The organism is Ruegeria atlantica (genome assembly GCF_013032005.1).
Taxonomy (GTDB): domain Bacteria; phylum Pseudomonadota; class Alphaproteobacteria; order Rhodobacterales; family Rhodobacteraceae; genus Ruegeria; species Ruegeria atlantica_A.
In genome coordinates, this window is record NZ_WQBE01000002.1 from 222,595 (window position 1) to 242,918 (window position 20,324).

18 protein-coding genes and 1 riboswitch are annotated in these 20,324 nt (G+C 58.4%); of the genes, 3 read left to right on the forward strand and 15 right to left on the reverse strand.

Annotated features, from left to right (window positions below; all coding sequences use genetic code 11):
* Nucleotides 1-18: 18 nt before the first annotated feature.
* The 6 genes from GOX21_RS06970 to GOX21_RS06995 all read right to left on the reverse strand — a co-directional run bounded on the left by GOX21_RS06970 (nt 19) and on the right by GOX21_RS06995 (nt 6,177).
* The gene (locus GOX21_RS06970; RefSeq protein ID WP_170376430.1) at nt 19-837 is read right to left on the reverse strand and encodes an ABC transporter ATP-binding protein; all 819 of its coding nucleotides are present in this window, start codon (nt 835-837) and stop codon (nt 19-21) included.
* A gap of 78 nt (nt 838-915) precedes the next feature.
* Nucleotides 916-2,859, reverse strand: a complete 1,944-nt coding sequence (locus GOX21_RS06975) for an AMP-binding protein (protein WP_170376719.1) — start codon at nt 2,857-2,859, stop codon at nt 916-918.
* A 390-nt stretch (nt 2,860-3,249) separates the two neighbouring features.
* A complete protein-coding gene (locus GOX21_RS06980; protein ID WP_170376432.1) occupies nt 3,250-3,447 on the reverse strand; it encodes a hypothetical protein in 198 nt (65 codons plus the stop codon).
* Nucleotides 3,448-3,642: 195 nt separating this feature from the next.
* A complete protein-coding gene (gene mutT / locus GOX21_RS06985; protein WP_170376435.1) occupies nt 3,643-4,041 on the reverse strand; it encodes an 8-oxo-dGTP diphosphatase MutT in 399 nt (132 codons plus the stop codon).
* Between the two features lie 55 nt (nt 4,042-4,096).
* Nucleotides 4,097-5,323: a bifunctional glutamate N-acetyltransferase/amino-acid acetyltransferase ArgJ gene (argJ, locus tag GOX21_RS06990; protein ID WP_170376438.1), complete on the reverse strand. Its 1,227-nt coding sequence runs from the start codon at nt 5,321-5,323 to the stop codon at nt 4,097-4,099.
* A 5-nt stretch (nt 5,324-5,328) separates the two neighbouring features.
* Nucleotides 5,329-6,177 carry a peptidylprolyl isomerase gene (locus tag GOX21_RS06995; RefSeq protein WP_170376441.1) on the reverse strand — a complete coding sequence of 283 codons (849 nt, stop codon included), beginning with the start codon at nt 6,175-6,177 and terminating at the stop codon, nt 5,329-5,331.
* 176 nt (nt 6,178-6,353) lie between these two features.
* On the opposite strand from GOX21_RS06995, the gene secA reads away from it, so the two are divergent.
* The 3 genes from secA (at nt 6,354) to GOX21_RS07010 (ending at nt 11,677) form a co-directional block, all read left to right on the forward strand.
* On the forward strand, nt 6,354-9,071 hold the full coding sequence (gene secA / locus GOX21_RS07000) for a preprotein translocase subunit SecA (protein WP_170376444.1): 2,718 nt from the start codon (nt 6,354-6,356) through the stop codon (nt 9,069-9,071).
* A gap of 100 nt (nt 9,072-9,171) precedes the next feature.
* A complete protein-coding gene (locus tag GOX21_RS07005) occupies nt 9,172-10,095 on the forward strand; it encodes a hypothetical protein (RefSeq protein ID WP_170376447.1) in 924 nt (307 codons plus the stop codon).
* A 25-nt stretch (nt 10,096-10,120) separates the two neighbouring features.
* On the forward strand, nt 10,121-11,677 hold the full coding sequence (locus tag GOX21_RS07010) for a phosphate ABC transporter substrate-binding/OmpA family protein (RefSeq protein WP_170376450.1): 1,557 nt from the start codon (nt 10,121-10,123) through the stop codon (nt 11,675-11,677).
* Between the two features lie 4 nt (nt 11,678-11,681).
* Here GOX21_RS07010 and radC read toward each other — a convergent pair whose 3' ends face one another.
* The 9 genes from radC to dnaK form a co-directional block, all read right to left on the reverse strand.
* Nucleotides 11,682-12,437 (reverse strand): RadC family protein, encoded by a 756-nt coding sequence (gene radC / locus GOX21_RS07015; RefSeq protein WP_170376453.1) that lies wholly within the window; start codon nt 12,435-12,437, stop codon nt 11,682-11,684.
* A gap of 110 nt (nt 12,438-12,547) precedes the next feature.
* Nucleotides 12,548-13,510: a HesA/MoeB/ThiF family protein gene (locus tag GOX21_RS07020; protein ID WP_170376455.1), complete on the reverse strand. Its 963-nt coding sequence runs from the start codon at nt 13,508-13,510 to the stop codon at nt 12,548-12,550.
* Nucleotides 13,507-14,103, reverse strand: a complete 597-nt coding sequence (locus GOX21_RS07025; protein ID WP_170376457.1) for a thiamine phosphate synthase — start codon at nt 14,101-14,103, stop codon at nt 13,507-13,509. The genes GOX21_RS07020 and GOX21_RS07025 overlap by 4 nt, the downstream gene beginning before the upstream one ends.
* Nucleotides 14,100-14,864 carry a thiazole synthase gene (locus GOX21_RS07030; RefSeq protein WP_170376460.1) on the reverse strand — a complete coding sequence of 255 codons (765 nt, stop codon included), beginning with the start codon at nt 14,862-14,864 and terminating at the stop codon, nt 14,100-14,102. Before GOX21_RS07030 ends, GOX21_RS07025 begins: the two co-directional genes overlap by 4 nt.
* Nucleotides 14,865-14,866: 2 nt before the next feature.
* The gene (gene thiS / locus GOX21_RS07035; protein ID WP_170376463.1) at nt 14,867-15,061 is read right to left on the reverse strand and encodes a sulfur carrier protein ThiS; all 195 of its coding nucleotides are present in this window, start codon (nt 15,059-15,061) and stop codon (nt 14,867-14,869) included.
* Nucleotides 15,045-16,022 carry an FAD-dependent oxidoreductase gene (locus GOX21_RS07040; RefSeq protein WP_170376465.1) on the reverse strand — a complete coding sequence of 326 codons (978 nt, stop codon included), beginning with the start codon at nt 16,020-16,022 and terminating at the stop codon, nt 15,045-15,047. The genes thiS and GOX21_RS07040 overlap by 17 nt, the downstream gene beginning before the upstream one ends.
* Complete coding sequence (gene thiD, locus GOX21_RS07045) at nt 16,019-16,822, reverse strand: bifunctional hydroxymethylpyrimidine kinase/phosphomethylpyrimidine kinase (protein WP_170376468.1); 804 nt, start codon at nt 16,820-16,822, stop codon at nt 16,019-16,021. Before thiD ends, GOX21_RS07040 begins: the two co-directional genes overlap by 4 nt.
* Nucleotides 16,823-16,865: 43 nt before the next feature.
* Nucleotides 16,866-16,972, reverse strand: a riboswitch (TPP riboswitch).
* A 127-nt stretch (nt 16,973-17,099) separates the two neighbouring features.
* Nucleotides 17,100-18,254: a molecular chaperone DnaJ gene (dnaJ, locus tag GOX21_RS07050; protein WP_170349590.1), complete on the reverse strand. Its 1,155-nt coding sequence runs from the start codon at nt 18,252-18,254 to the stop codon at nt 17,100-17,102.
* Between the two features lie 74 nt (nt 18,255-18,328).
* The gene (gene dnaK / locus GOX21_RS07055; RefSeq protein WP_170349589.1) at nt 18,329-20,236 is read right to left on the reverse strand and encodes a molecular chaperone DnaK; all 1,908 of its coding nucleotides are present in this window, start codon (nt 20,234-20,236) and stop codon (nt 18,329-18,331) included.
* Nucleotides 20,237-20,324: the final 88 nt, after the last annotated feature.

The window sequence follows — 20,324 nt, forward strand, 5'->3', positions numbered from 1 at the left end:
CCCATGTCTGTCCGATGCTCAGTCATGACTGACCCCCAGATAGGCGTCGATGACGTCCTGATTGCTGCGCACCTCATCCGGGGTGCCGTCGCCGATTTTTTTTCCGTAATCCATCACGACCACGCGGTCGCTCAGGTCCATCACCACGCCCATATCGTGTTCGATCAAGGCAATGGTGGTGCCGAATTCGTCATTCACGTCTAGGATAAAGCGGCTCATGTCCTCTTTTTCTTCGACATTCATGCCCGCCATCGGCTCATCCAGCAGCAGCAGCCTGGGTTCGGCCGCCAGCGCACGGGCCAGCTCGACCCGCTTTTTTAACCCGTAAGGTAGGCGCGAGACCGGAGTTTTTCGGATGTGCTGGATTTCCAGAAAATCGATGATCTTCTCCACCGCCTCGCGGTTTTCCACCTCTTCCGCTTCTGCCTTGCCCTTCCACCAGGCCTGCTGAAAAATGTTGGTCTTCATAAAGTTCAGCCGTCCGGTCATAACGTTGTCCAAAACGCTCATACCTTCGAACAGAGCGATGTTCTGGAACGTCCGCGCAATGCCTTGCTGCGCGACCTCGAATGGCCGCATCGGTGGGCGCTTGGCCCCGTGAAACCAGACCTCACCCTCCTGCGGAACATAGAACCCGGAAATCACGTTCAACATCGAGGATTTACCTGCCCCATTCGGCCCGATGATGGCGCGGATCTCACCCTCGCGAATATCAAACGAGATATCCTTGATTGCCACAACACCGCCAAAACGCAGAGTGATGTTCTTCATCTCCATCACCACGCCGCCGATCTTGCGGCCGTCTTCGGTGACATATCCTTCGGAACTATCCAGCATCAGTCACTCCCTGACCTACGCAAAAACGGGATGGCGGGCGGGGCGATGACCGCAGGTCGAGCGGCGCTCGGCGACCCATCATTCCGCAGCCACTTTATGTTGAGCGACCGGTACAACCGGCGCATCTACGATCTCAAGCGTCGCGCTGATCGATCCCTTGCGGCCGTCCTCATAGGTCACTTCCGTTTTGGTCGAGACGGTCTCTGACCCGTCATACAGCGCCGCAATAATGTCGCTGAACTTGTCCTCGACAAACCCGCGCCGCACTTTCCGCGTGCGGGTCATCTCGCCGTCATCCGCATCCAGTTCCTTGTGTAGAACCACAAAGCGATGCACCTGACAGCCCGACAGCATCTCGTCGGCGGCAACAGATTTGTTCACCTCTTCCACATGCGCCTTGATGGTCTCTAACACCTGTGGATTCGCCGTCAGTTCTTGATAAGACCCGTAGGCCACGTTGTTACGTTCCGCCCAATTGCCCACTGCTGTCAGGTCGATATTGATAAAGGCCACGCAACGATCCTTGCCGTTTCCGAACAAAACAACTTCAAGGATGTCAGGATAGAATTTCAGCTTGTTCTCGACGTATTTCGGCGCAAACATCGACCCGTCGGCCATCTTGCCCACATCCTTTGCGCGGTCAATTATCCGCAAATGTCCTGAGTTCTCTTCGATGAAACCGGCATCGCCAGTGGCAACCCATCCCTCGGCATCTTTGGTCGAGGCCGTGGAATCCGGGTTTTTGAAATACTCAACAAAAACACCGGGCGAGCGATAGTGAATTTCTCCCTTGTCATCGATCTTCAACTCGACATCCGGCGCAGGCACACCAACCGTATCCGCGCGTACTTCGCCGTCCGGTTGCACGGTGATGAACACGGTGGCCTCGGTCTGGCCGTAGAGCTGTTTCAGATTGATGCCAAGGGATCGGTAGAAATCGAAAATCTCGGGCCCGATGGCCTCACCCGCCGTATAGCCCACCCGGAACCGACCATAACCCAGCGTATCCTTCAGCGGGCCGTAGACCAGCAGATTGCCCAGCGCGTATTTCAACTTATCACCGAGGCCCACGGGTTTGCCATCCAGCAGCAAACCTCCGACCTTCTTGGCATGCGCCATGAAGTGATGGAACATGCGCTGCTTCAGCTTGCCCGCATCCTCCATCCGGATCATCACGTTGGTCAGCTGTGTTTCGAACACGCGCGGCGGGGCGAAGAAATAGGTCGGTCCGATCTCGCGTAGATCGGTCATCATCGTATCGGCACTTTCGGGGCAGTTCACGCAGAACCCGCACCAATAGGCCTGACCGATGGAAAAGATAAAATCGCCTACCCAGGCCATCGGCAGGTAGGACAGGATATCCTCGCTCTGGGTAAGATGATCGAACTCGGCTGAATTCTTGGCGCTTTCGATGACGTTGCGGTTCGACAACACCACGCCCTTGGGCTTGCCGGTAGTGCCCGAGGTATAGAGCATCACGCAGGTATCGTCATAAGTGATCGCAGCGATGCGCTTGTCCAGTTCCGCATCGAACCGGGCGTGACCGGCACGGCCTTCGGCCATGATATCATCCAGCGCATTCATCTGGGAATGGTCGTATTTCCGCATCCCCCGCTTGTCGGTATAAAGGATGTGTTTGACCTGGTGCAGGTTTTCCTGAATCTCGATGACCTTATCGACCTGCTCTTGGTCCCCGCAGACGACGTATTTTGCACCGCAATGTTCCAGCACATAGGCCATCTCTTCGGCCACCGCGTCCTGATATAGTGGAACCGGAACCGCACCGACCATTTGCGCCGCGACCATCGACCAATAATGCGCCGGGCGGTTGCGACCGATCACAGCAATATGGTCGCCCTTTTCAACACCTAACTCGAGAAACCCCAACGCGATGGCACGAATTTCCTTAGTCGTCTCAGCCCAGGTCCAGCATTGCCAGATGCCGAATTCTTTCTCTCGATAGGCCGGGGCGTCCCCGAACTGTGTCGCGTTTCGGTGTAGCAGCGCAGCAAGGGAGTGCATCCCCTCGGCGCCCGACTGCGTCTGAGCCAATCTTCCTCTCCTCCACATCCGGCCTCTCCCCGGGCCGGAAAAAGCGGACCCGAGGATCAACCCCGGACGCCAACGCCCGATTAAGGGACGCTTGCACGATCAGCGTCAACTTTTTCCTGATGTTTTCTCAATTCTTACGAATTGTAACAACCAAGACGTGGTGAAACCTGACCGATCTTGGGTGTGGAAATTGCAAACCTAAACCAAACGAACAGATAAACAGCCCTGACCTACTATCAAATGCTCTGATCGTCAGGAACGATTTGCCGCCGCAGAAATCGGTCTTGCGGAGGTCTTCTAATGGCTAAATATTCTGGATTACCACATAAGATACGGCGCGTTGGGCTCTGGTAAAAAAATTCAGAAAATCGCGTGTTGATGAAGGCCGACAACAACAAAGGCCGACGCCGCAATGACCAATGCAGACGCGAAATACTTGAAACTTAGCTGTTTCTTTTCAGGCTTCATCGTCCATGTCGCCCATTTGTTTTGCAATTCTTTGTTGGTGGAACTTGTATCGCTTTTCATAACATCACCAATCCGATCTGCGCCATTCAATCTGCGTAGCCGCCCCTGACCTTATCATCGAGTAATTCTGCAGACAGGCACCATTAGGTGTTTTCGACTCGCCGTAAGCTAACAGAGTTTGCATCAACAATATTAAATACAGAAGCAACGCGTTGTTCACATTGCATTCACATTCTCTTGGTTGAAAACGGCACTGATTTCGTTCCGACGTCCAATCTGACGGATTTACAGCCAGTCCCGCAAAATTGGGATCAGCGGCACATCTGCTGCAGGCATCGGATAGTTTCGCAGCTCATTCGCGCGCACCCATTTCAGTGCCTGCCCTTCTTTAGACTGCGGGATCCCATCCCACTTGCGGCAGGCAAACAAGGGCATCAACAGGTGAAAATCGTCATAGCTGTGACTGGCGAAGGTCAGCGGGGCAAGGCACGAGGCCCAGGTGTCGATGCCCAGCTCCTCATGCAATTCGCGGATCAAGGCGGCTTCGGGCGTTTCTCCGGCTTCGATCTTGCCGCCGGGGAACTCCCACAAGCCCGCCATGGATTTGCCTTCCGGGCGCTGCGCCAGCAACACCCGGCCCTCGATGTCGATCAGGGCGACGGCAGACACTAATACGGTTTTCATGGTCGCAATCCCGGACGCAAAACCGGGCTCCACTTTTGCTGGAATTGCTCCGGTTTCACGAGCGATAATCCGCGTTGATCTCGATATACCCGTGGGTCAGATCGCAGGTCCAAACGGTGGACTTACCTTCGCCCAGCCCCAGGTCGACCGAGATCACCAGATCCTGACCTTTCATATAGGCGGCGGCGGCGTCCTCGCTGTAATCGGGGCTGACCCAGCCTTTCTCGGCCACCAGAATGTCACCGAAAGAAATGCTCAGCAGGTCCCGATCCGCCGCGGCACCCGATTTTCCGATGGCCATAACAACGCGGCCCCAGTTCGGGTCCTCGCCCGCAATTGCGGTTTTGACCAGAGGGGAATTGGCAATGGCCAACCCATGCACCTTGGCATCTGCGTCCGAGGTGGCCCCAGTCACGCGGATTTCCACGAATTTCGTCGCACCTTCTCCGTCGCGCACTACCTGCTGCGCCAAATCCAGCATCACGCCTTCCAGTGCCTCGGCAAAGGCGACATTGCCCGTCGCATCCACGCCTGACGCCCCGGTCGCGCACAGCAACAGGCTGTCCGAAGTTGAGGTATCGCTATCCACCGTGATGCAGTTGAATGTCCGGTCCGTCTGCGCGCCTAGCAGCGCCTGCAGCGCCGACTGTTCGACCTGCGCATCGGTGAAAATGTAAACCAGCATCGTCGCCATATCCGGGGCAATCATGCCTGATCCCTTTGCAATCCCCGCAATAGAGACTGTTTTTCCATCAATCTCGACCTGCGCGCAGGATCCTTTCGGGAACGTGTCTGTGGTCATCATCGCGCGCGCGGCATCCTCGACCGCGTGACGGCTGAGGCCCGCTTTCAGAGCCTCAAGCTGCGCCACGATACGCTCATGAGGCAACGGCTCACCAATTACGCCGGTGGACGAGGTAAAGACCCGTTCGACCGGAACACCGGTGGCCTTGGAAACTGCCTGTGTCACCTCGGCCACCGAGGTCTGACCATAATGACCGGTAAAGGCATTGGCATTGCCTGAATTCACCAGGATCGCAGCTGGTCCCTCGTTGGTTCCTCCGATCTTGTCCTGACAGTCTAGGACCGGGGCCGCGCGTGTGGCGGAGCGGGTGAACACCCCCGCCACCGAAGTGCCGGGATCCATCACCGCCAGCATAACATCAGTACGGCCCTGATAGCGCACACCGGCCTCGACCGTGGCGAACCGCACACCGTCAATCGCGGGCAAATCGGGAAAGGCCGCCGGGGCCAGCGGAGATACCTTGGTGATCGTGGCCACGGGGGTTACTCCTGAAGCAGTTCGATCTGACGCAGCGCCTCGGGGCCAGCACCCTCGGGGGCGGGACGATCGATGTCGGCCTCGCGAGTCAGCTCGTCGATCCGTGCCTGAATGACGCCCTGTTGCAGGGTTTGGGTCAACTCGGCGCGTACCTGTTCCAATTCAGGCGCTTCGGTTTTGCGCTTGTCGTTCAGGGTGACCAGATGCCAGCCGAACTGAGTTTTCACCGGCTCGGAAATCTGGCCTTTGTCCATCGCGATCACGGCCGCCTCAAATTCCGGGACCATCTGACCGGGTCCGAACCAGCCCAGCTCACCCCCGTTCGGGCCCGACGGGCCGGTGGAGTGTTCTTTGGCCATCTCGGCAAAATCGGCGCCGTCATCCAGCTGTGCCTTGATTTCTTTGGCTTTGTCTTCCGTTTCCACCAGAATATGGCTGGCGTTGAACTCGTCCGAACCTTCGAAATCCGCGTACTGGGCGTCATAGGCGTCTTGTATCACGTCGTCGGTCAGGTTTTCGTCGATCAACGCATCCACCGCCTGCACCGCCCGCATGGATCGCGTCTCGTTTTCCAAGGCCAGAGTGTTCAGTTTGCTCAAAGCGTCCTGCTGCTGGCTCAACAATTGTTGCTGGATCAGCTGATCCAGAATCAGATCATACAGAACATCATCTTCGATCTGCTGGTACTGCTCGGGCAGCGCGGCTGCGGTGGCGATGATGTGACCCAATGTGATTTCATCACCGTTCACACGAGCGACCACGGTGGCGGCATCAGGTTTGGTTTCGGCGGCCAATGGCAGGGCCATCACAGCAGCAAGCGCCAACGATGGCAGAAAAGTGAGGCCTTTGGGCATGGAATCATCCTATTTCTTTGCCGCGACAGGGCGCAGCGTTGACACTCTGGGACCTGCCGCTTACATCGCTTTGAAGCCTTGGACAGGGCCGCCTTTCACCCCCCGTATCTATGGGTTGCGCGCAAGGTGGGCAAGCCTGTCGCAACCACGATAAGAACAGATCCGCTGGAGTGAACATGCTGGGACTCGGAACGCTCGCCAAAAAGGTGTTCGGAACACCGAACGACCGCAAGATTAAGGCGACCCGCCCGTTGGTCGAGAAAATCAACGCGCTGGAGCCAGAGTTCGAGAAACTGTCCGATGACGGCCTGATCGAAAAAACCGCCGAGCTGCGCAAACGCGCACTGGACGGGGAAAGCCTGGATGACCTGCTGCCCGAAGCCTTTGCCAACGTCCGCGAAGGCGCCAAACGCGCGCTGGGTCTGCGCGCCTTTGACGTGCAGCTGATGGGCGGCGCGTTCCTGCATCAAGGCAACATCTCGGAAATGAAGACTGGTGAGGGCAAGACGCTGGTCGCCACCTTCCCCGCCTATCTGAATGCGCTGACCGGCAAGGGCGTTCACGTGGTCACGGTGAACGAATATCTGGCCAAGCGCGACTCGGAATGGATGGGCAAGGTGTTTGCCTCCGTGGGCATGACCACCGGCGTGATCTGGTCGGGCCAACCCGACGCCGAGAAGAAAGCGGCCTATGCCTGTGACGTGACCTATGCCACCAATAATGAGCTGGGTTTCGACTATCTGCGCGACAATATGAAGGCCGAGCTGGACCAGATTTACCAGAAATACCACAATTTCGCGATTGTGGACGAGGTCGACTCGATCCTGATCGACGAGGCGCGAACACCGCTGATCATCTCGGGACCGTCGCAGGACCGTTCGGATCTGTATACCGCCATTGATGGATTGATCCCCTCGTTGCAGGACGATCACTTTACGCTGGACGAAAAGTCCCGCAACGTGACCTTCACCGATGAGGGCAACGAGTTTCTGGAACAGCAGCTGATTGCTGCGGGGCTGATCCCCGAAGGGCATTCGCTGTATGATCCCGAAAGCACAACCGTGGTGCACCACGTCAACCAGGGTCTGCGCGCGCACAAGCTGTTCACGCGCGACAAGGACTATATCGTCCGTGACGGCGATGTCGTGCTGATCGACGAATTCACCGGCCGGATGATGCCGGGCCGCCGCCTGTCCGAAGGCCTGCATCAGGCCATCGAAGCCAAAGAAGGTGTGCAGATTCAGCCGGAAAACGTGACGCTGGCCAGTGTGACTTTCCAAAACTATTTCCGCCTGTACGACAAGCTGGGCGGCATGACTGGCACCGCACTGACCGAGGCCGAAGAATTCGCTGAAATCTACGGTTTGGGCGTAGTCGAGGTTCCGACCAACAAACCGATTGCCCGTTTGGACGAAGACGATCAGGTCTATCGCACCGCCGGTGAGAAATACGGCGCGATGATCGAACAGACCAAAGAGGCGCAGGAAAAGGGCCAGCCGGTCCTCCTGGGCACCACGTCGATCGAGAAATCCGAACTGCTCAGCCAAATGCTGCAAAAGGAAGGCATTGCACACAATGTTCTGAACGCCCGCCAGCACGAGCAAGAGGCGCAGATCGTCGCCGATGCCGGCCGTCTGGGTGCGGTGACTATCGCCACCAACATGGCTGGCCGCGGCACCGATATTCAGCTGGGCGGCAATGTGGAAATGAAGGTTTTGCAGGCACTGGCCGAAAACCCCGAGGCCGACCCGGCCCAGCTGCGTGCCGCTGAAGAATCCCGCCATGCCGAGGAAAAGGAAAAGGTTCTGGCAGCCGGTGGTCTTTATGTGATGGCGTCCGAGCGTCACGAAAGCCGCCGCATCGACAACCAGCTTCGTGGCCGTTCGGGCCGTCAGGGCGATCCGGGCCGCACCGTGTTTTACCTGAGCCTCGAAGACGACCTGATGCGAATCTTTGGGTCAGAACGCCTCGATAAGGTGCTGACCACCCTGGGCATGAAAGAAGGCGAAGCCATCGTCCACCCCTGGGTGAATAAGTCACTGGAGCGGGCACAGTCCAAGGTCGAAGGCCGCAACTTTGACATGCGCAAGAACGTCCTGAAATTTGACGACGTGATGAACGACCAGCGGAAGGTAGTGTTCAGCCAACGGCGTGAGATCATGTCTTCGGACGACCTGTCCGAAATCGTCTCGGATATGCGCGAACAGGTGATCGACGATCTGATCGACGAACACATGCCGCCAAAATCCTATGCCGATCAATGGGACACGGACGGTCTGCACGAGGCGGTCAAGGATAAGCTGACCATCGACGCCCCTGTACAGGACTGGGCCGCCGAAGAAGGCGTGGATGACGAGCAGGTACGCGAACGTCTGATCAACGCCGCAGACGAGATGATGGCGCAGAAAGCGGCGGCCTTTGGTCCCGAAAACATGCGCAACATCGAAAAACAGGTGCTGTTGAACACCATCGACGGTAAATGGCGCGAGCATCTGTTGACGCTGGAACATCTGCGCTCGGTCGTTGGGTTCCGCGGCTATGCCCAGCGCGATCCGCTGAACGAATACAAGAACGAAAGCTTCCAGCTGTTCGAGTCGATGCTCGATAGCCTGCGTGAGACCGTGACTCAGCAATTGTCACGCGTGCGCCCACTGTCTGAAGAAGAGCAGCGGGAAATGCTGGCGCAGATGCAAGCACAACAGGCTCAGGCGCAGCAGCAGGTCGAACAAGCGACCGAACGGGCCGAAGCGGTAGCCGAGGCCGAAGCCTCGGGCGATCCGCGTCCCGGCTTTGTCGAGGATGATCCAAGCACCTGGGGCAACCCGTCGCGCAATGACCGTTGCCCCTGTGGATCGGGCAAAAAATTTAAACACTGCCACGGGCGCCTGACCTAACGTCAGCGTAATTCAGACACATTGAGTCCCCCTCACGGCCACATATTGGCCGTGATTCAGAATCAATATGCGACTCGCTCCTTCAACTGGGGAGGGTGTCTTGTTTGTAATAAAGAACTACGTGACCACCGGCGGCACAGTCGTTTGCGCGCTGGCAATTGGTTACCTGATGCAAAATGGATTTCCTGCGTGGTCTGACGACGTGCAGGGCACTGAACTTGCGGCCGCTGATCAAGGTGCCGGTATTCCCGGGCTGGAGGACATCGTCTTGACCTCCTCGACCCCCGCCCAGGAAACGGTTCGCGCCATCCCTTCTGCACAACGAGTTGAGACTCCCAGCCGGTCAACCCCCTCTGATCACGCTGATTGTAGCCTTAGTGCCCGCGCACGCGCCGTGCCCGGTGCTGCCGCGCGCCTGATCATCAAGGCCCCCTGCCACGGTAATGAACGGATCGAGGTGCATCACAGTGGACTGACCGTAACCCAGCAGACAGACGCCAATGGCACGCTGGACCTGACCATACCGGCCTTGTCGGAATACGCGATCTTCCTGATCTCACTTGACGATCAGAAAGGGACCGTAGCCACCACTCACGTTCCCGACATCAGCCAGTATGCCCGCGTTGTATTACAATGGCAGGGCACGACCGAGCTGCAGATCCACGCGCTGGAATTTGGGGCCAGCTATGGGGATGCAGGTCATGTTTCGGCTCAGTCTGACTCGCAAGGCGCAGGCAGTGTCGTTCAGCTGACGCAACCGACCTTCAGCGATGCGCGCAACCTCGAGATCTATTCCTTTCCCGCCGCGCAATCGGATCAATCGGGCTCGATCGAATTGACGGTCGAGGCTGAGGTGACGGCAGAAAATTGCGGCACGGACCTGCACGTCCAGTCGCTGGAGTTGCGCGAAGACCGGAAACTGCGGCCGCGCGAATTAACGCTGAACTTTCCAGACTGCTCCAAAACAGGTGAGTTTCTGGTGTTGAATAATCTGTTCCAAAACCTGACAATCGCGGCAAACTAAAACCGCAGGCAGGCTAGAACTTCCTATGACATTTCTTCGTGTGGCGGCGGTCGCACTGTTTTCGGCAACACTTTCCTCAGCCGTTCAGGCGCAGGATATCACGCTCACCTCTCATGACGGCAAGGTCGAGGTGACAGGTACCCTGCTTGGCTTTGACGGAGAGTTCTACCGCGTCGACACCCAATTTGGTGAGCTGACGGTGGATGGCTCGGGCGTGACCTGCGATGGCCCTGCCTGCCCCAATCTGACCGATTTCGTGGGCGAACTGAGGTTTTCAGGCTCTTCCGTCATGGCCGAGAAGGTGTTGCCTGCCCTGTTGATGGGCTTTGCCGAACAGGAAGGGCTGTCAGTCACGTCCCGCCAATCCGCTCCGGACAGTTTGATATACGAGCTTCATCAGGATGGGCGCGACGCGCTGCTGGGCCGATTCTATTTCGATATCGGCAATACCGGTCAGGGCTTTGCCGATCTGATCGCGGATCAAACCGACATTGTCATGGCTTTGCGCGAAATTCGCCCGTCAGAGCAAGAGGCTGCCGAGGCCGCTGGTTTGGGCGACTTGAACCACGCGCGCCGGTCGCGGGTTATTGCGTTGGATGCGTTGGTGCCCATCGTGGCGCCGGACAATCCCGTGCCCCAAATCTCTCCCGCGGATCTCGCCTTGGTGTTTTCTGGCACGATTGACAATTGGTCCGCCTTGGGTGGACCCGACGCACCAATTGCGCTGCACCTGCCCGACGCCGGATCAGGTCTGGCACAAGGGGTCGAGGATCAACTGCTTTCACCCACCAGTGTCGTTCTGTCTGATGCCGTTATCCGGCATGAGCGCAGCAGCGATCTGGTTCAAAAGGTCACCAAGGACCCTTTTGCCATCGGCATCGCTAGCCAGGCCGAGGCTGACGCGGCCCGCGCACTGCCCCTGACCGGTGGATGTGGTCACGTGTTGATGGCCACCCGGCAGACGATCAAGACCGAGGACTACCCGCTGACCTCACCCATGTTCCTGTACCTCCCCAAGCGCCGCCTGCCCCGTATCGCCCGGCAGTTTCTGGCCTATACCCAAGGCGACGCAGCCCAAAAGGCGATCCGCAATGCGGGTTTTGTCGATCAGGAGCCCGAGATGATGCGGATTGGACTGCAGGGCGATCGTCTGGCCAATGCGGTGGCCTCGGGTGGCCCCGAGGTTGGGTTGGAGGAATTGCAGCGCATGGTCGATACCCTCAGACCCATGTCCCGGCTGTCGCTATCGGTCAGATTCGAGGCAGGCTCGTCCCGCCCCGACGCACAATCACGGTCGAACATCCAGCATTTGGCCCAACAGCTTGAGGCCGGGACGCTGAATGCGCGCAAGCTGGTGTTCGTTGGTTTCAGCGACGGCGACGGAGCCGCGACTGCAAATAAGCGGATCGCCTTGCTGCGCGCCAAAACCGTGCGCAATGCGGTGTTGGCGGCGGTGGAAACTGCCATTCCCGATAGTGTTGAATTGCAAGTCGATGCGTTTGGTGAGGCGATGCCGATGGCTTGCGACGACACCGAATGGGGCCGAAAGATCAACCGCCGGGTCGAGATCTGGGTTCAGTAACTCGCTACAGATATCCCTGCGACCGAAAACTCAGTTCATTCGATTTGCCGATGATCAGATGATCATGCAGCGTCAGCCCCAGGGCCAGACATGCGTCCTGTATCCGGTTGGTCATGTCGATATCTGATTGCGACGGGGTCGGATCGCCCGAAGGGTGATTGTGTACCAGGATCAAGGCTGACGCATTCAATTCCAACGCCCGTTTCGCAACCTCGCGCGGATAGACAGGTACGTGATCGACGGTGCCCTTGGCCTGTTCCTCATCCGCGATTAACACGTTCTTGCGATCCAGATAGAACACCCGGAACTGCTCCGTTTCGCGATGGGCCATCGTGGTGTGACAATAGTCCAGCAGTGCATCCCAACCTGAAATCACGTGCCGCTGCATCACCCGCGCGCGGGCCATGCGATGGGCGCAGGCCTCAAGTATCTTCAGATCGGTGATCACCGTGTCACCAACGCCCTTGATCTGACGCAGCCGTTCCTCGGGCGCGGTCAGAACCCGGTTGAAATCCCCAAACGTGTCCATCAGCGCCCGTACCAGCGGCTTTACATCCTGCCGCGGGATTGAACGGAACAGCACCAGTTCCAACAGTTCATAATCCGGCATCGCCGCCGATCCGCCTGACATGAACCGTTCCCGCAGGCGTTTCCGGTGGTCTTTGATGTAGGACGGTAACCGACCCGAGGGCAGGGGCGCCACCGGGGCTTCGTCACTTTCAAACAGCATCGGGGCTTCGGCAAAGGCGTCCTGAGTCATGCGTTCAGATTTGCGCAGAATCGGTTTCCGAAAGGTTAACGCGCCCAAACGACCTTAGACCCCTTTGGTCGATAGTCACCGGTTTCCACCTACCTCGTGTATCAATTCACTCATGTAGTTGAGGCTGCAACCAGGACAATCTCACCGGACCAATCCGATTGAATTTGCTCAGCCGCCCGCCATGCGCGCAATCCGCTAGAGCAACAAAGCGCAAGTCTTTTTCCTTTGTTAGGCTCTGTTTTCAGGGATTCAACAATGTCCCGACGTGCCCTGCTGTGAAGAGGCTCGGGGGCCTCGTCCCGGGTGCGCAGTTCAATGATCACATCATCTTCGGTCAATTGGCTGGCGGAAAGAAATCGAAAGTAGTGCGCCGGTTCCGGTGCGCCGTCAAATCTGAATGTGCTGTTGCGCAGCGTGCGGGCGTCAAACTGTACCAACTGTCCCAAAGGCGAGGGGTCCAGGCCAAGGATCACGCCCAGCGCCATTTGCGCCTGCAAGGCACCTATCACCCCAACGACAGGGCCCAGCACGCCGGCCGTTGCACAGCTCGCGCCGCTATCCGGTGCATCCGGAAACACCGCACGCAAGGACGGCGCGCCAGCACAGAACCCACCGACATAGCCGGTCAGCCCCAATACGGATGCGCTGATCAGCGGCTTGCCCTGCAACAAACAGGTATCCGACAGGATATAGCTGGCCGCATAACTGTCCGCGCAGTCCAGAACAATGTCAGAGCTGCGGACAAAATTTAACACATTCTGGTTTGTTAGAGCCTGATTCTCAGCCATTACGGTGATGTCACCATTCAGCGCCCGGCAGCGTTCTGCGGCGACTTTGGCCTTGGCGCGCCCACAGTCGGATTCAGCGAACAATGTCTGCCGATGCAGGTTCGATAGCGCGATCTGATCCCGGTCCAGGATGGTTATATGCCCAACCCCGGCCCCGGCCAACAAGGGTAAGACCGGGGAGGCTAATCCGCCTGCGCCCACCACCAGAACCCGCGCTGCTGACAGGCGGGTCTGGCCTGCCGGTCCAACCTCGGGCAGGATCATCTGGCGGGCATAACGGCTCATCTCGTGACCTCGATCCATTCGCGAACGCGGGTTTCTGGATCGGAATTCAGCGTGATGTCCGTGACGACCGAGACGATGTCGGCCCCCGCCTGCAAGACGCCCGGCGCCCGCTCAACGCTCATGCCGCCAATCGCGACCAGAGGGGTATCCCCCACCCGTGCCTTCCATTCGGTGACGCGTGGCAGGCCCTGCTGTTCCCATTTCATTTTTTTCAGGATCGTCGGATAGACCGGGCCCAAAGCCACATAATCCGGGTCCATGGTCAGGACTCGCTCTAATTCATCATCATCGTGGGTAGAGACACCCAGTTTCAGCCCCGCCTTGCGGATGGCTTTCAGATCGGCCTCGTCCAGATCCTCTTGCCCGAGATGAATCCACTCGCAACCAGCGTCGATAGCCGCCTGCCAATGATCATTGACCACCAGCACGGTGCCGTGGGCACGGCATAGTTCTAACGATTGGGCGATCTGTTCCCGTATGATCACATCAAGCTGATCCTTGATCCGCAGTTGCACCAGCTTCACATCCAGGGGCAGCATCCGGCGCAACCAGTCAGAGTGGTCGAAGATCGGATAGAACCGGTCTAACATCATGATAAGAAGGCCTTTCCGATTACCGGAGTTGATGGTTCGGCCATATCGCGCGCCTCGATCGGGTCGGCTTGATGCGCCAGTTGCCCGGCCTGAATCGCCAGCATCATTGCGCGGGCCATGGCCACAGGGTTTCCGGCGCGAGCGACAGCGGTATTCAGCAGAACGGCGTCATAACCCAACTCCATCGCCTGCGCGGCGTGACTGGGCAGGCCGATCCCGGCATCCACAACCAAAGGAACATCGGGGAACTCGGCCCGCATCGCGCGCAGAGCATATTCGTTGTTCAGCCCCCGTCCCGACCCGATGGGCGCCCCCCAAGGCATCAGCACCTCACACCCGGCGGTCAGTAGCCGCTCGCCCACTATCAGGTCGTCGGTGGTGTAGGGGAAAACCTGAAACCCGTCCCCGGTCAGTATGCGCGCGGCCTCGACCAGTTGAAACACATCTGGCTGCAAACTGTCAGTGTGGCCGATCAGTTCCAGCTTGATCCAATTAGTGTCAAACACCTCACGCGCCATATAGGCGGTGGTTACGGCTTCTTTGACCGTGTGGCACCCAGCGGTGTTTGGCAGGATCAGCACGCCCAGCTCGCGGATCATCTGCCAGAAGGTCTGCCCAGCCCCGGATTCACGGCGCAAGGACACTGTGGCAACACCCGCGCCGCTCTCGCGAAACGCCTGTTCCAGAATGGCGGGGCTGGGGTACTGCGCCGTGCCCAGCATCAATGAGTTGGGAAGTTGGGTCCCATAAAAGCTTTTCATCCTCAGCCTCCCTGCATCGGCGCGACGACTTCAACCCGGTCGCCATCGGTCAACTTTTGAGCAATGCGCAGACCCGAGGGCACAAAGTCTTCGTTTACAGCTGTCGCCACCCGTCCAGAGAATCCACATTCGACCAACAGATCCGAGAGGATTTCGGCGCACACCTCGCGCGATTCACCATTAAGCACGATCTTCATCAACCATCTCCGAATGTTTGTTGTCCAACGCCAGATCGGCCACGCCCTGCGCCAACGCTGGGGCCAGCAGATAGCCATGGCGGTACAGTCCGTTGGCATAAATCGTATGCCCCAGCCGCCGGATGCGGGGCAGGTTGTCGGGAAAAGCCGGGCGCAGATCGACACCGATCTCAAGCACCTCGGCCTCGCCAAAGGCGGGGTTCAGCGCATAGGCGGCGCTGAGCAGTTCCAGCATGGATCGGGCCGTGATGCGGCTGCTGTCTTCGCTTTCGATCATCGTTGCGCCCAGCATGTAGACACCATCCCCACGCGGCACGATGTACAGCGGCATCCTTGGATGCAGTAGACGTACAGGTCGCGTCAGGGTCACGTCCGGGCAGCGGATCACCAACATCTCTCCCTTAACGCCGCGCAGGTCGTGCAAAACCTCACGCGCGTGCAGACCGCGGCAATCGATGGCATTCTCCAGCTGGGTCGGGGCCAGTTTCCGGTGGAAGACTACCCCTTGGTCCTGCAATTGGCGGTGCAGATTCCGCAGCGCCTGTCGCGGGTTCAGATGAGCCTCATCCGTGAAATGCAGACCTTTGGTGAAACTGGTTAAATCAGGCTCTAAATTGGCAATTTCAACCTGATTAATCTCGGTATACCCCCCGGTCCGACGGGCGAACCGACGCAAATCCGGCAGATCACGCGGGTTGGCAACAACCAGCGTGCCTCGTTGTTCCACCCGAGTACGCGTAGACCACCACTCGAACGCAGCCTTTCCCAGCCGCAACACCGGTTCTTCAGCGTTTTCAAACTCGCACCACGGGGCCAGCATACCGCCAGCCCACCAAGAACACCCATGCGGGCCAGGTGGACCACTGGGATCAAAGATCTGAACCTTGGCCCCGCGCGACACTAGCTCGCTGGCTGCGGCCAGCCCGGCCACACCGGCCCCTATGACCGACCAGACCGTCACGCGGGCCAGACCCGATGGAAATGATGAACCGGGCCATGCCCCTGTCCGACCATCAGACTGTCAGCTTTAGCAATGGCCCCTTGCAGATACTCATGCGCCTGCGCGACCGCGTCGGTCAGGCCCAGCCCTCGCGCCAGCCCGGCTGCTATCGAAGACGACAGGGTGCAACCGGTGCCATGCGTATTGCGCGTATCGCACCGGGGGGCGGTGAATTCTGCCACAACTCCCGAAGGATCAAGCAAGACGTCGTGGCAAACGTCGCCGCGCCCATGTCCGCCTTTCATCAATACCGACCGCGCCCCCAGCCCGCACAGCGCCATCCCCTGCGCGATCATCTGATCGGGGGATTCGGCATCCGTGGTGCCCAGCAAACAAGCGGCCTCGGGTAAGTTCGGGGTAAGCATGGTCGCTCGGGGCACAAGAACATCACGCAGGGTCTGAACCGCATCCTGTGCCAGCAAGCCATCGCCAGATTTGGAGATCATCACCGGGTCCAGAACGACGGGGCCATCATACCCAGCGATAGTCTCGGCAACAGTTTGAATAATTTCAGGGGTCGCAAGCATGCCGATCTTGATCGCGCCTACATCCAGGTCGGTCAGCACCGCCTCGATCTGAGCGGCCACTACGTTGAGCGGTATGCCATGCACTGCGGTCACAGCCCGCGTGTTCTGCGCCGTGACCGCCGTGATCACGCTGGCCCCATACACGCCCAACGCAGACATCGCCTTAAGATCCGCCTGAATCCCGGCCCCACCGCCACTGTCCGAGCCCGCAATTGTCAGGGCAATATGCGCCATATCGTTGCTCCATCATCAGGGGGCAACGCAGCATGGAAAACGTCTGTTTGTGTAGACCGTTCCCTACGCCGGTATTGCCCGGATCAGGTTCGATGGGTTAGCGCATTCACGCCTCTCAGCCCCTCGATCAGGGCACCCCAACGGTTGGCGCGACAATCTCAGGGGATGCGAAGGGATTCAAGGGCCAATTTTCGCGAAGTTCATGAACAAACTGGACCTATAAACGAAAAAAGCCGACCCAAGGGGATCGGCCTTTTGGCAACTTGGCGGAGTGATCTTAACCCTTCATCCCATCCCAAAAGGATTTGACGGATGAGAAAAAGCTTTTTGATTCCGGGTGGTTATCCTCACCCAAATCGTCGAACTCTTTAAGCAGTTCCTTCTGGCGGCTGGTCAGATTGACCGGCGTTTCCACCGCCAGTTCGATGAACATGTCGCCCACACCACCACCGCGCAGGGCGGGCATGCCTTTGCCGCGCAGGCGCATCTGACGGCCCGATTGGCTGCCTGCTGGTATTTGCACGCGGCCGCGGCCACCATCGATGGTTGGCACTTCGATCGAACCGCCCAGCGCAGCCTTGGCCATGCTGACCGGGACGCGGCAATAGAGGTTCACACTGTCGCGTTCGAACAGCTTGTGATCCGACACTTCGACAAAGATATACAGATCACCCGGAGGGCCACCGCGCATCCCAGCTTCACCCTCACCCGCCAGGCGGATGCGGGTTCCGGTCTCGACACCGGCGGGGATGTTGACGGACAGCGCACGCTCTTTTTCCACGCGGCCTGCACCGCCACAGGCTTTACAGGGGTTCTTGATGATCTGACCCAGACCCGAACAGGTCGGGCAGGATCGTTCGACGGTAAAGAAACCCTGCTGTGCACGCACCTTGCCCATGCCCGAACAGGTTGGACAGGTGGTTGGCTCCACTCCGCCTTCTGCGCCCGATCCGTCACAGGCCGAACAGGCCACGGCGGCAGGAACACTGATGGTTTTCTGCAGGCCCGCGAACGCCTCTTCCAGCGTCACGCGCAGGTTATAGCGCAGGTCCGATCCGCGCGCCGCTCGGCGCCCGCCACCGGGGCCGCCACGCTGACCGCCCATGAAATCGCCGAACAGATCGTCGAACACGTCTGAGAATGCGCTGGAGAAATCACCCTGACCAAAGCCGCCGCCCGGACGACCACCACCGCCGCCCATACCGTTTTCAAAGGCGGCATGGCCGAAACGGTCATATGCGGCCTTTTTGTCGGCGTCGCGCAGAACATCATAAGCCTCGTTGGCTTCTTTGAACTGCGACTCGGCATCCGGGTTGTCTTTGTTGCGATCGGGATGCAACTCTTTGGCTTTCTTGCGAAAACCCTTTTTGATTTCATCCGCTGATGCGCCCTTTGATACGCCGAGCACATCGTAGTAGTCGCGTTTTGACATCAGTATTTCCTTCAGCCTCAACGTATTTGGGCCGGCCCGGCAACCGGACCGGCCCACATTGGCCCGGTTACCCGTTAGTTACGCTTGTCGTCGTCCAGATCTTCGAACTCGGCGTCAACAATGTCGTCCTCACCCGGCGCAGCATCTGCCGCCGCAGGCTCATCCTCACCTTCTTCGGCTTGCGCCTTATAGATGGCTTCGCCCAGCTTCATGGCCGCTTCGGTGACGTTCTGGATGCCCGACTTGATCTTGTCGGCATTCTCAGTCTCCAGCTCGTCCTTCAGCGCGGCAATTGCCAGCTCGATGGCTTCGATGGTGGTCGGGTCGACCTTGTCGGCATGCTCTTCCATCGACTTTTCGGTCGAGTGGATGAGGCTTTCCGCCTGGTTCTTGGCGTCTACCAGCTCGCGGCGTTCCTTGTCGGCTTCCGCGTTCTCTTCGGCGTCCTTGACCATCTTGTCGATGTCTTCATCCGACAGACCGCCCGAGGCCTGGATGGTGATCTTCTGCTCTTTGCCGGTGCCTTTGTCCTTGGCCGAAACCGAGACAATGCCGTTGGCGTCGATATCAAAAGTCACCTCGATCTGAGGCATGCCGCGCGGTGCAGGCGGGATATCTTCGAGGTTGAACTGACCCAGGATCTTGTTGTCCGCAGCCATTTCACGCTCACCCTGGAACACGCGGATGGTTACGGCGTTCTGGTTGTCCTCGGCGGTCGAGAAGACCTGAGACTTTTTGGTCGGGATCGTGGTGTTGCGATCGATCAGGCGGGTGAACACGCCACCCAGCGTTTCGATACCCAGCGACAGCGGGGTCACGTCCAGCAGAACAACGTCTTTGACGTCGCCCTGCAGAACACCGGCCTGGATGGCGGCGCCCATGGCAACCACTTCGTCCGGGTTCACACCCTTGTGCGGCTCTTTCCCGAAGAACTTGGTGACCTCTTCGATCACTTTCGGCATCCGGGTCATACCACCGACCAGAACAACCTCGTCAATGTCGCCAGCCGACAGACCAGCGTCTTTCAGTGCGGCCTGGCAGGGCTTCATCGACTTTTTGATCAGGTCCGAAACCAGCGATTCCAGCTTGGCACGGGTCAGTTTCATGACCATGTGCAGCGGCTGACCGTTCGAACCCATCGAGATGAACGGCTGGTTGATTTCGGTTTGCGAAGTCGAAGACAGCTCAATCTTGGCTTTCTCAGCAGCTTCTTTCAGACGCTGCAGCGCCATCTTGTCTTGCGACAGGTCGACACCGTGTTCCTTTTTGAACTCATCCGCCAGGTAGTTGACGATGCGCATGTCAAAGTCTTCACCACCCAGGAAGGTGTCACCGTTGGTCGATTTGACCTCGAACAGGCCGTCGTCGATTTCCAGAATAGTCACGTCGAAAGTACCGCCACCAAGGTCATAGACCGCGATGGTTTGGGTTTCTTCCTTGTCCAGACCATAGGCCAGCGCAGCGGCTGTCGGTTCGTTGATGATCCGCAGCACTTCCAGACCGGCGATTTTACCGGCGTCTTTGGTGGCCTGACGCTGGGCGTCGTTGAAATATGCAGGAACGGTGATGACCGCCTGCGTGACTTCCTCACCCAGATAGCTCTCGGCGGTTTCCTTCATCTTGCCCAGAGTGAAGGCCGAGATCTGGCTTGGGGAGTACTTTTCACCGCGGGCTTCAACCCACGCGTCGCCATTGCCGCCATCGACGATGGCGTACGGCACCATTTTCTTGTCTTTTTCGACTTCTGCATCATCCACACGACGACCGATCAGACGCTTAACACCAAAGATCGTGTTGTCGGGGTTGGTAACCGCCTGGCGTTTTGCAGGCTGACCGACCAGTCGCTCATCTTCGGTGAAGGCGACGATCGAGGGCGTGGTCCGCGCCCCTTCGGCGTTTTCGATGACCTTCGGCTGCGAGCCGTCCATGATGGCCACACACGAGTTGGTGGTTCCGAGGTCAATCCCGATTACTTTTCCCATATGTTCAATCCCTTTCTCTTCAAGGCGATGTCCCGAGGTCCGAACCCGTTATGGCACCCGGCCCCGATCTGATGTGCGCAACAGCCCT

What these genes read in the sequence shown, in the direction of transcription:
- dnaJ (WP_170349590.1), bottom strand. Translation starts at nt 18,254, where the DNA reads ATGTCAAAACGCGACTACTACGATGTGCTCGGCGTATCAAAGGGCGCA.
- thiS (WP_170376463.1), bottom strand. Translation starts at nt 15,061, where the DNA reads ATGAAGATCGTGCTTAATGGTGAATCGCGCGAGGTGTGCGCCGAAATC.
- GOX21_RS07025 (WP_170376457.1), bottom strand. Translation starts at nt 14,103, where the DNA reads ATGATGTTAGACCGGTTCTATCCGATCTTCGACCACTCTGACTGGTTG.
- mutT (WP_170376435.1), bottom strand. Translation starts at nt 4,041, where the DNA reads ATGAAAACCGTATTAGTGTCTGCCGTCGCCCTGATCGACATCGAGGGC.
- secA (WP_170376444.1), top strand. Translation starts at nt 6,354, where the DNA reads ATGCTGGGACTCGGAACGCTCGCCAAAAAGGTGTTCGGAACACCGAAC.
- dnaK (WP_170349589.1), bottom strand. Translation starts at nt 20,236, where the DNA reads ATGGGAAAAGTAATCGGGATTGACCTCGGAACCACCAACTCGTGTGTG.
- GOX21_RS06970 (WP_170376430.1), bottom strand. Translation starts at nt 837, where the DNA reads ATGCTGGATAGTTCCGAAGGATATGTCACCGAAGACGGCCGCAAGATC.
- GOX21_RS07030 (WP_170376460.1), bottom strand. Translation starts at nt 14,864, where the DNA reads ATGAAAAGCTTTTATGGGACCCAACTTCCCAACTCATTGATGCTGGGC.
- GOX21_RS06995 (WP_170376441.1), bottom strand. Translation starts at nt 6,177, where the DNA reads ATGCCCAAAGGCCTCACTTTTCTGCCATCGTTGGCGCTTGCTGCTGTG.
- GOX21_RS06975 (WP_170376719.1), bottom strand. Translation starts at nt 2,859, where the DNA reads ATGCACTCCCTTGCTGCGCTGCTACACCGAAACGCGACACAGTTCGGG.
- thiD (WP_170376468.1), bottom strand. Translation starts at nt 16,822, where the DNA reads ATGGCGCATATTGCCCTGACAATTGCGGGCTCGGACAGTGGCGGTGGG.
- GOX21_RS07020 (WP_170376455.1), bottom strand. Translation starts at nt 13,510, where the DNA reads ATGAGCCGTTATGCCCGCCAGATGATCCTGCCCGAGGTTGGACCGGCA.
- radC (WP_170376453.1), bottom strand. Translation starts at nt 12,437, where the DNA reads ATGACTCAGGACGCCTTTGCCGAAGCCCCGATGCTGTTTGAAAGTGAC.
- GOX21_RS07010 (WP_170376450.1), top strand. Translation starts at nt 10,121, where the DNA reads ATGACATTTCTTCGTGTGGCGGCGGTCGCACTGTTTTCGGCAACACTT.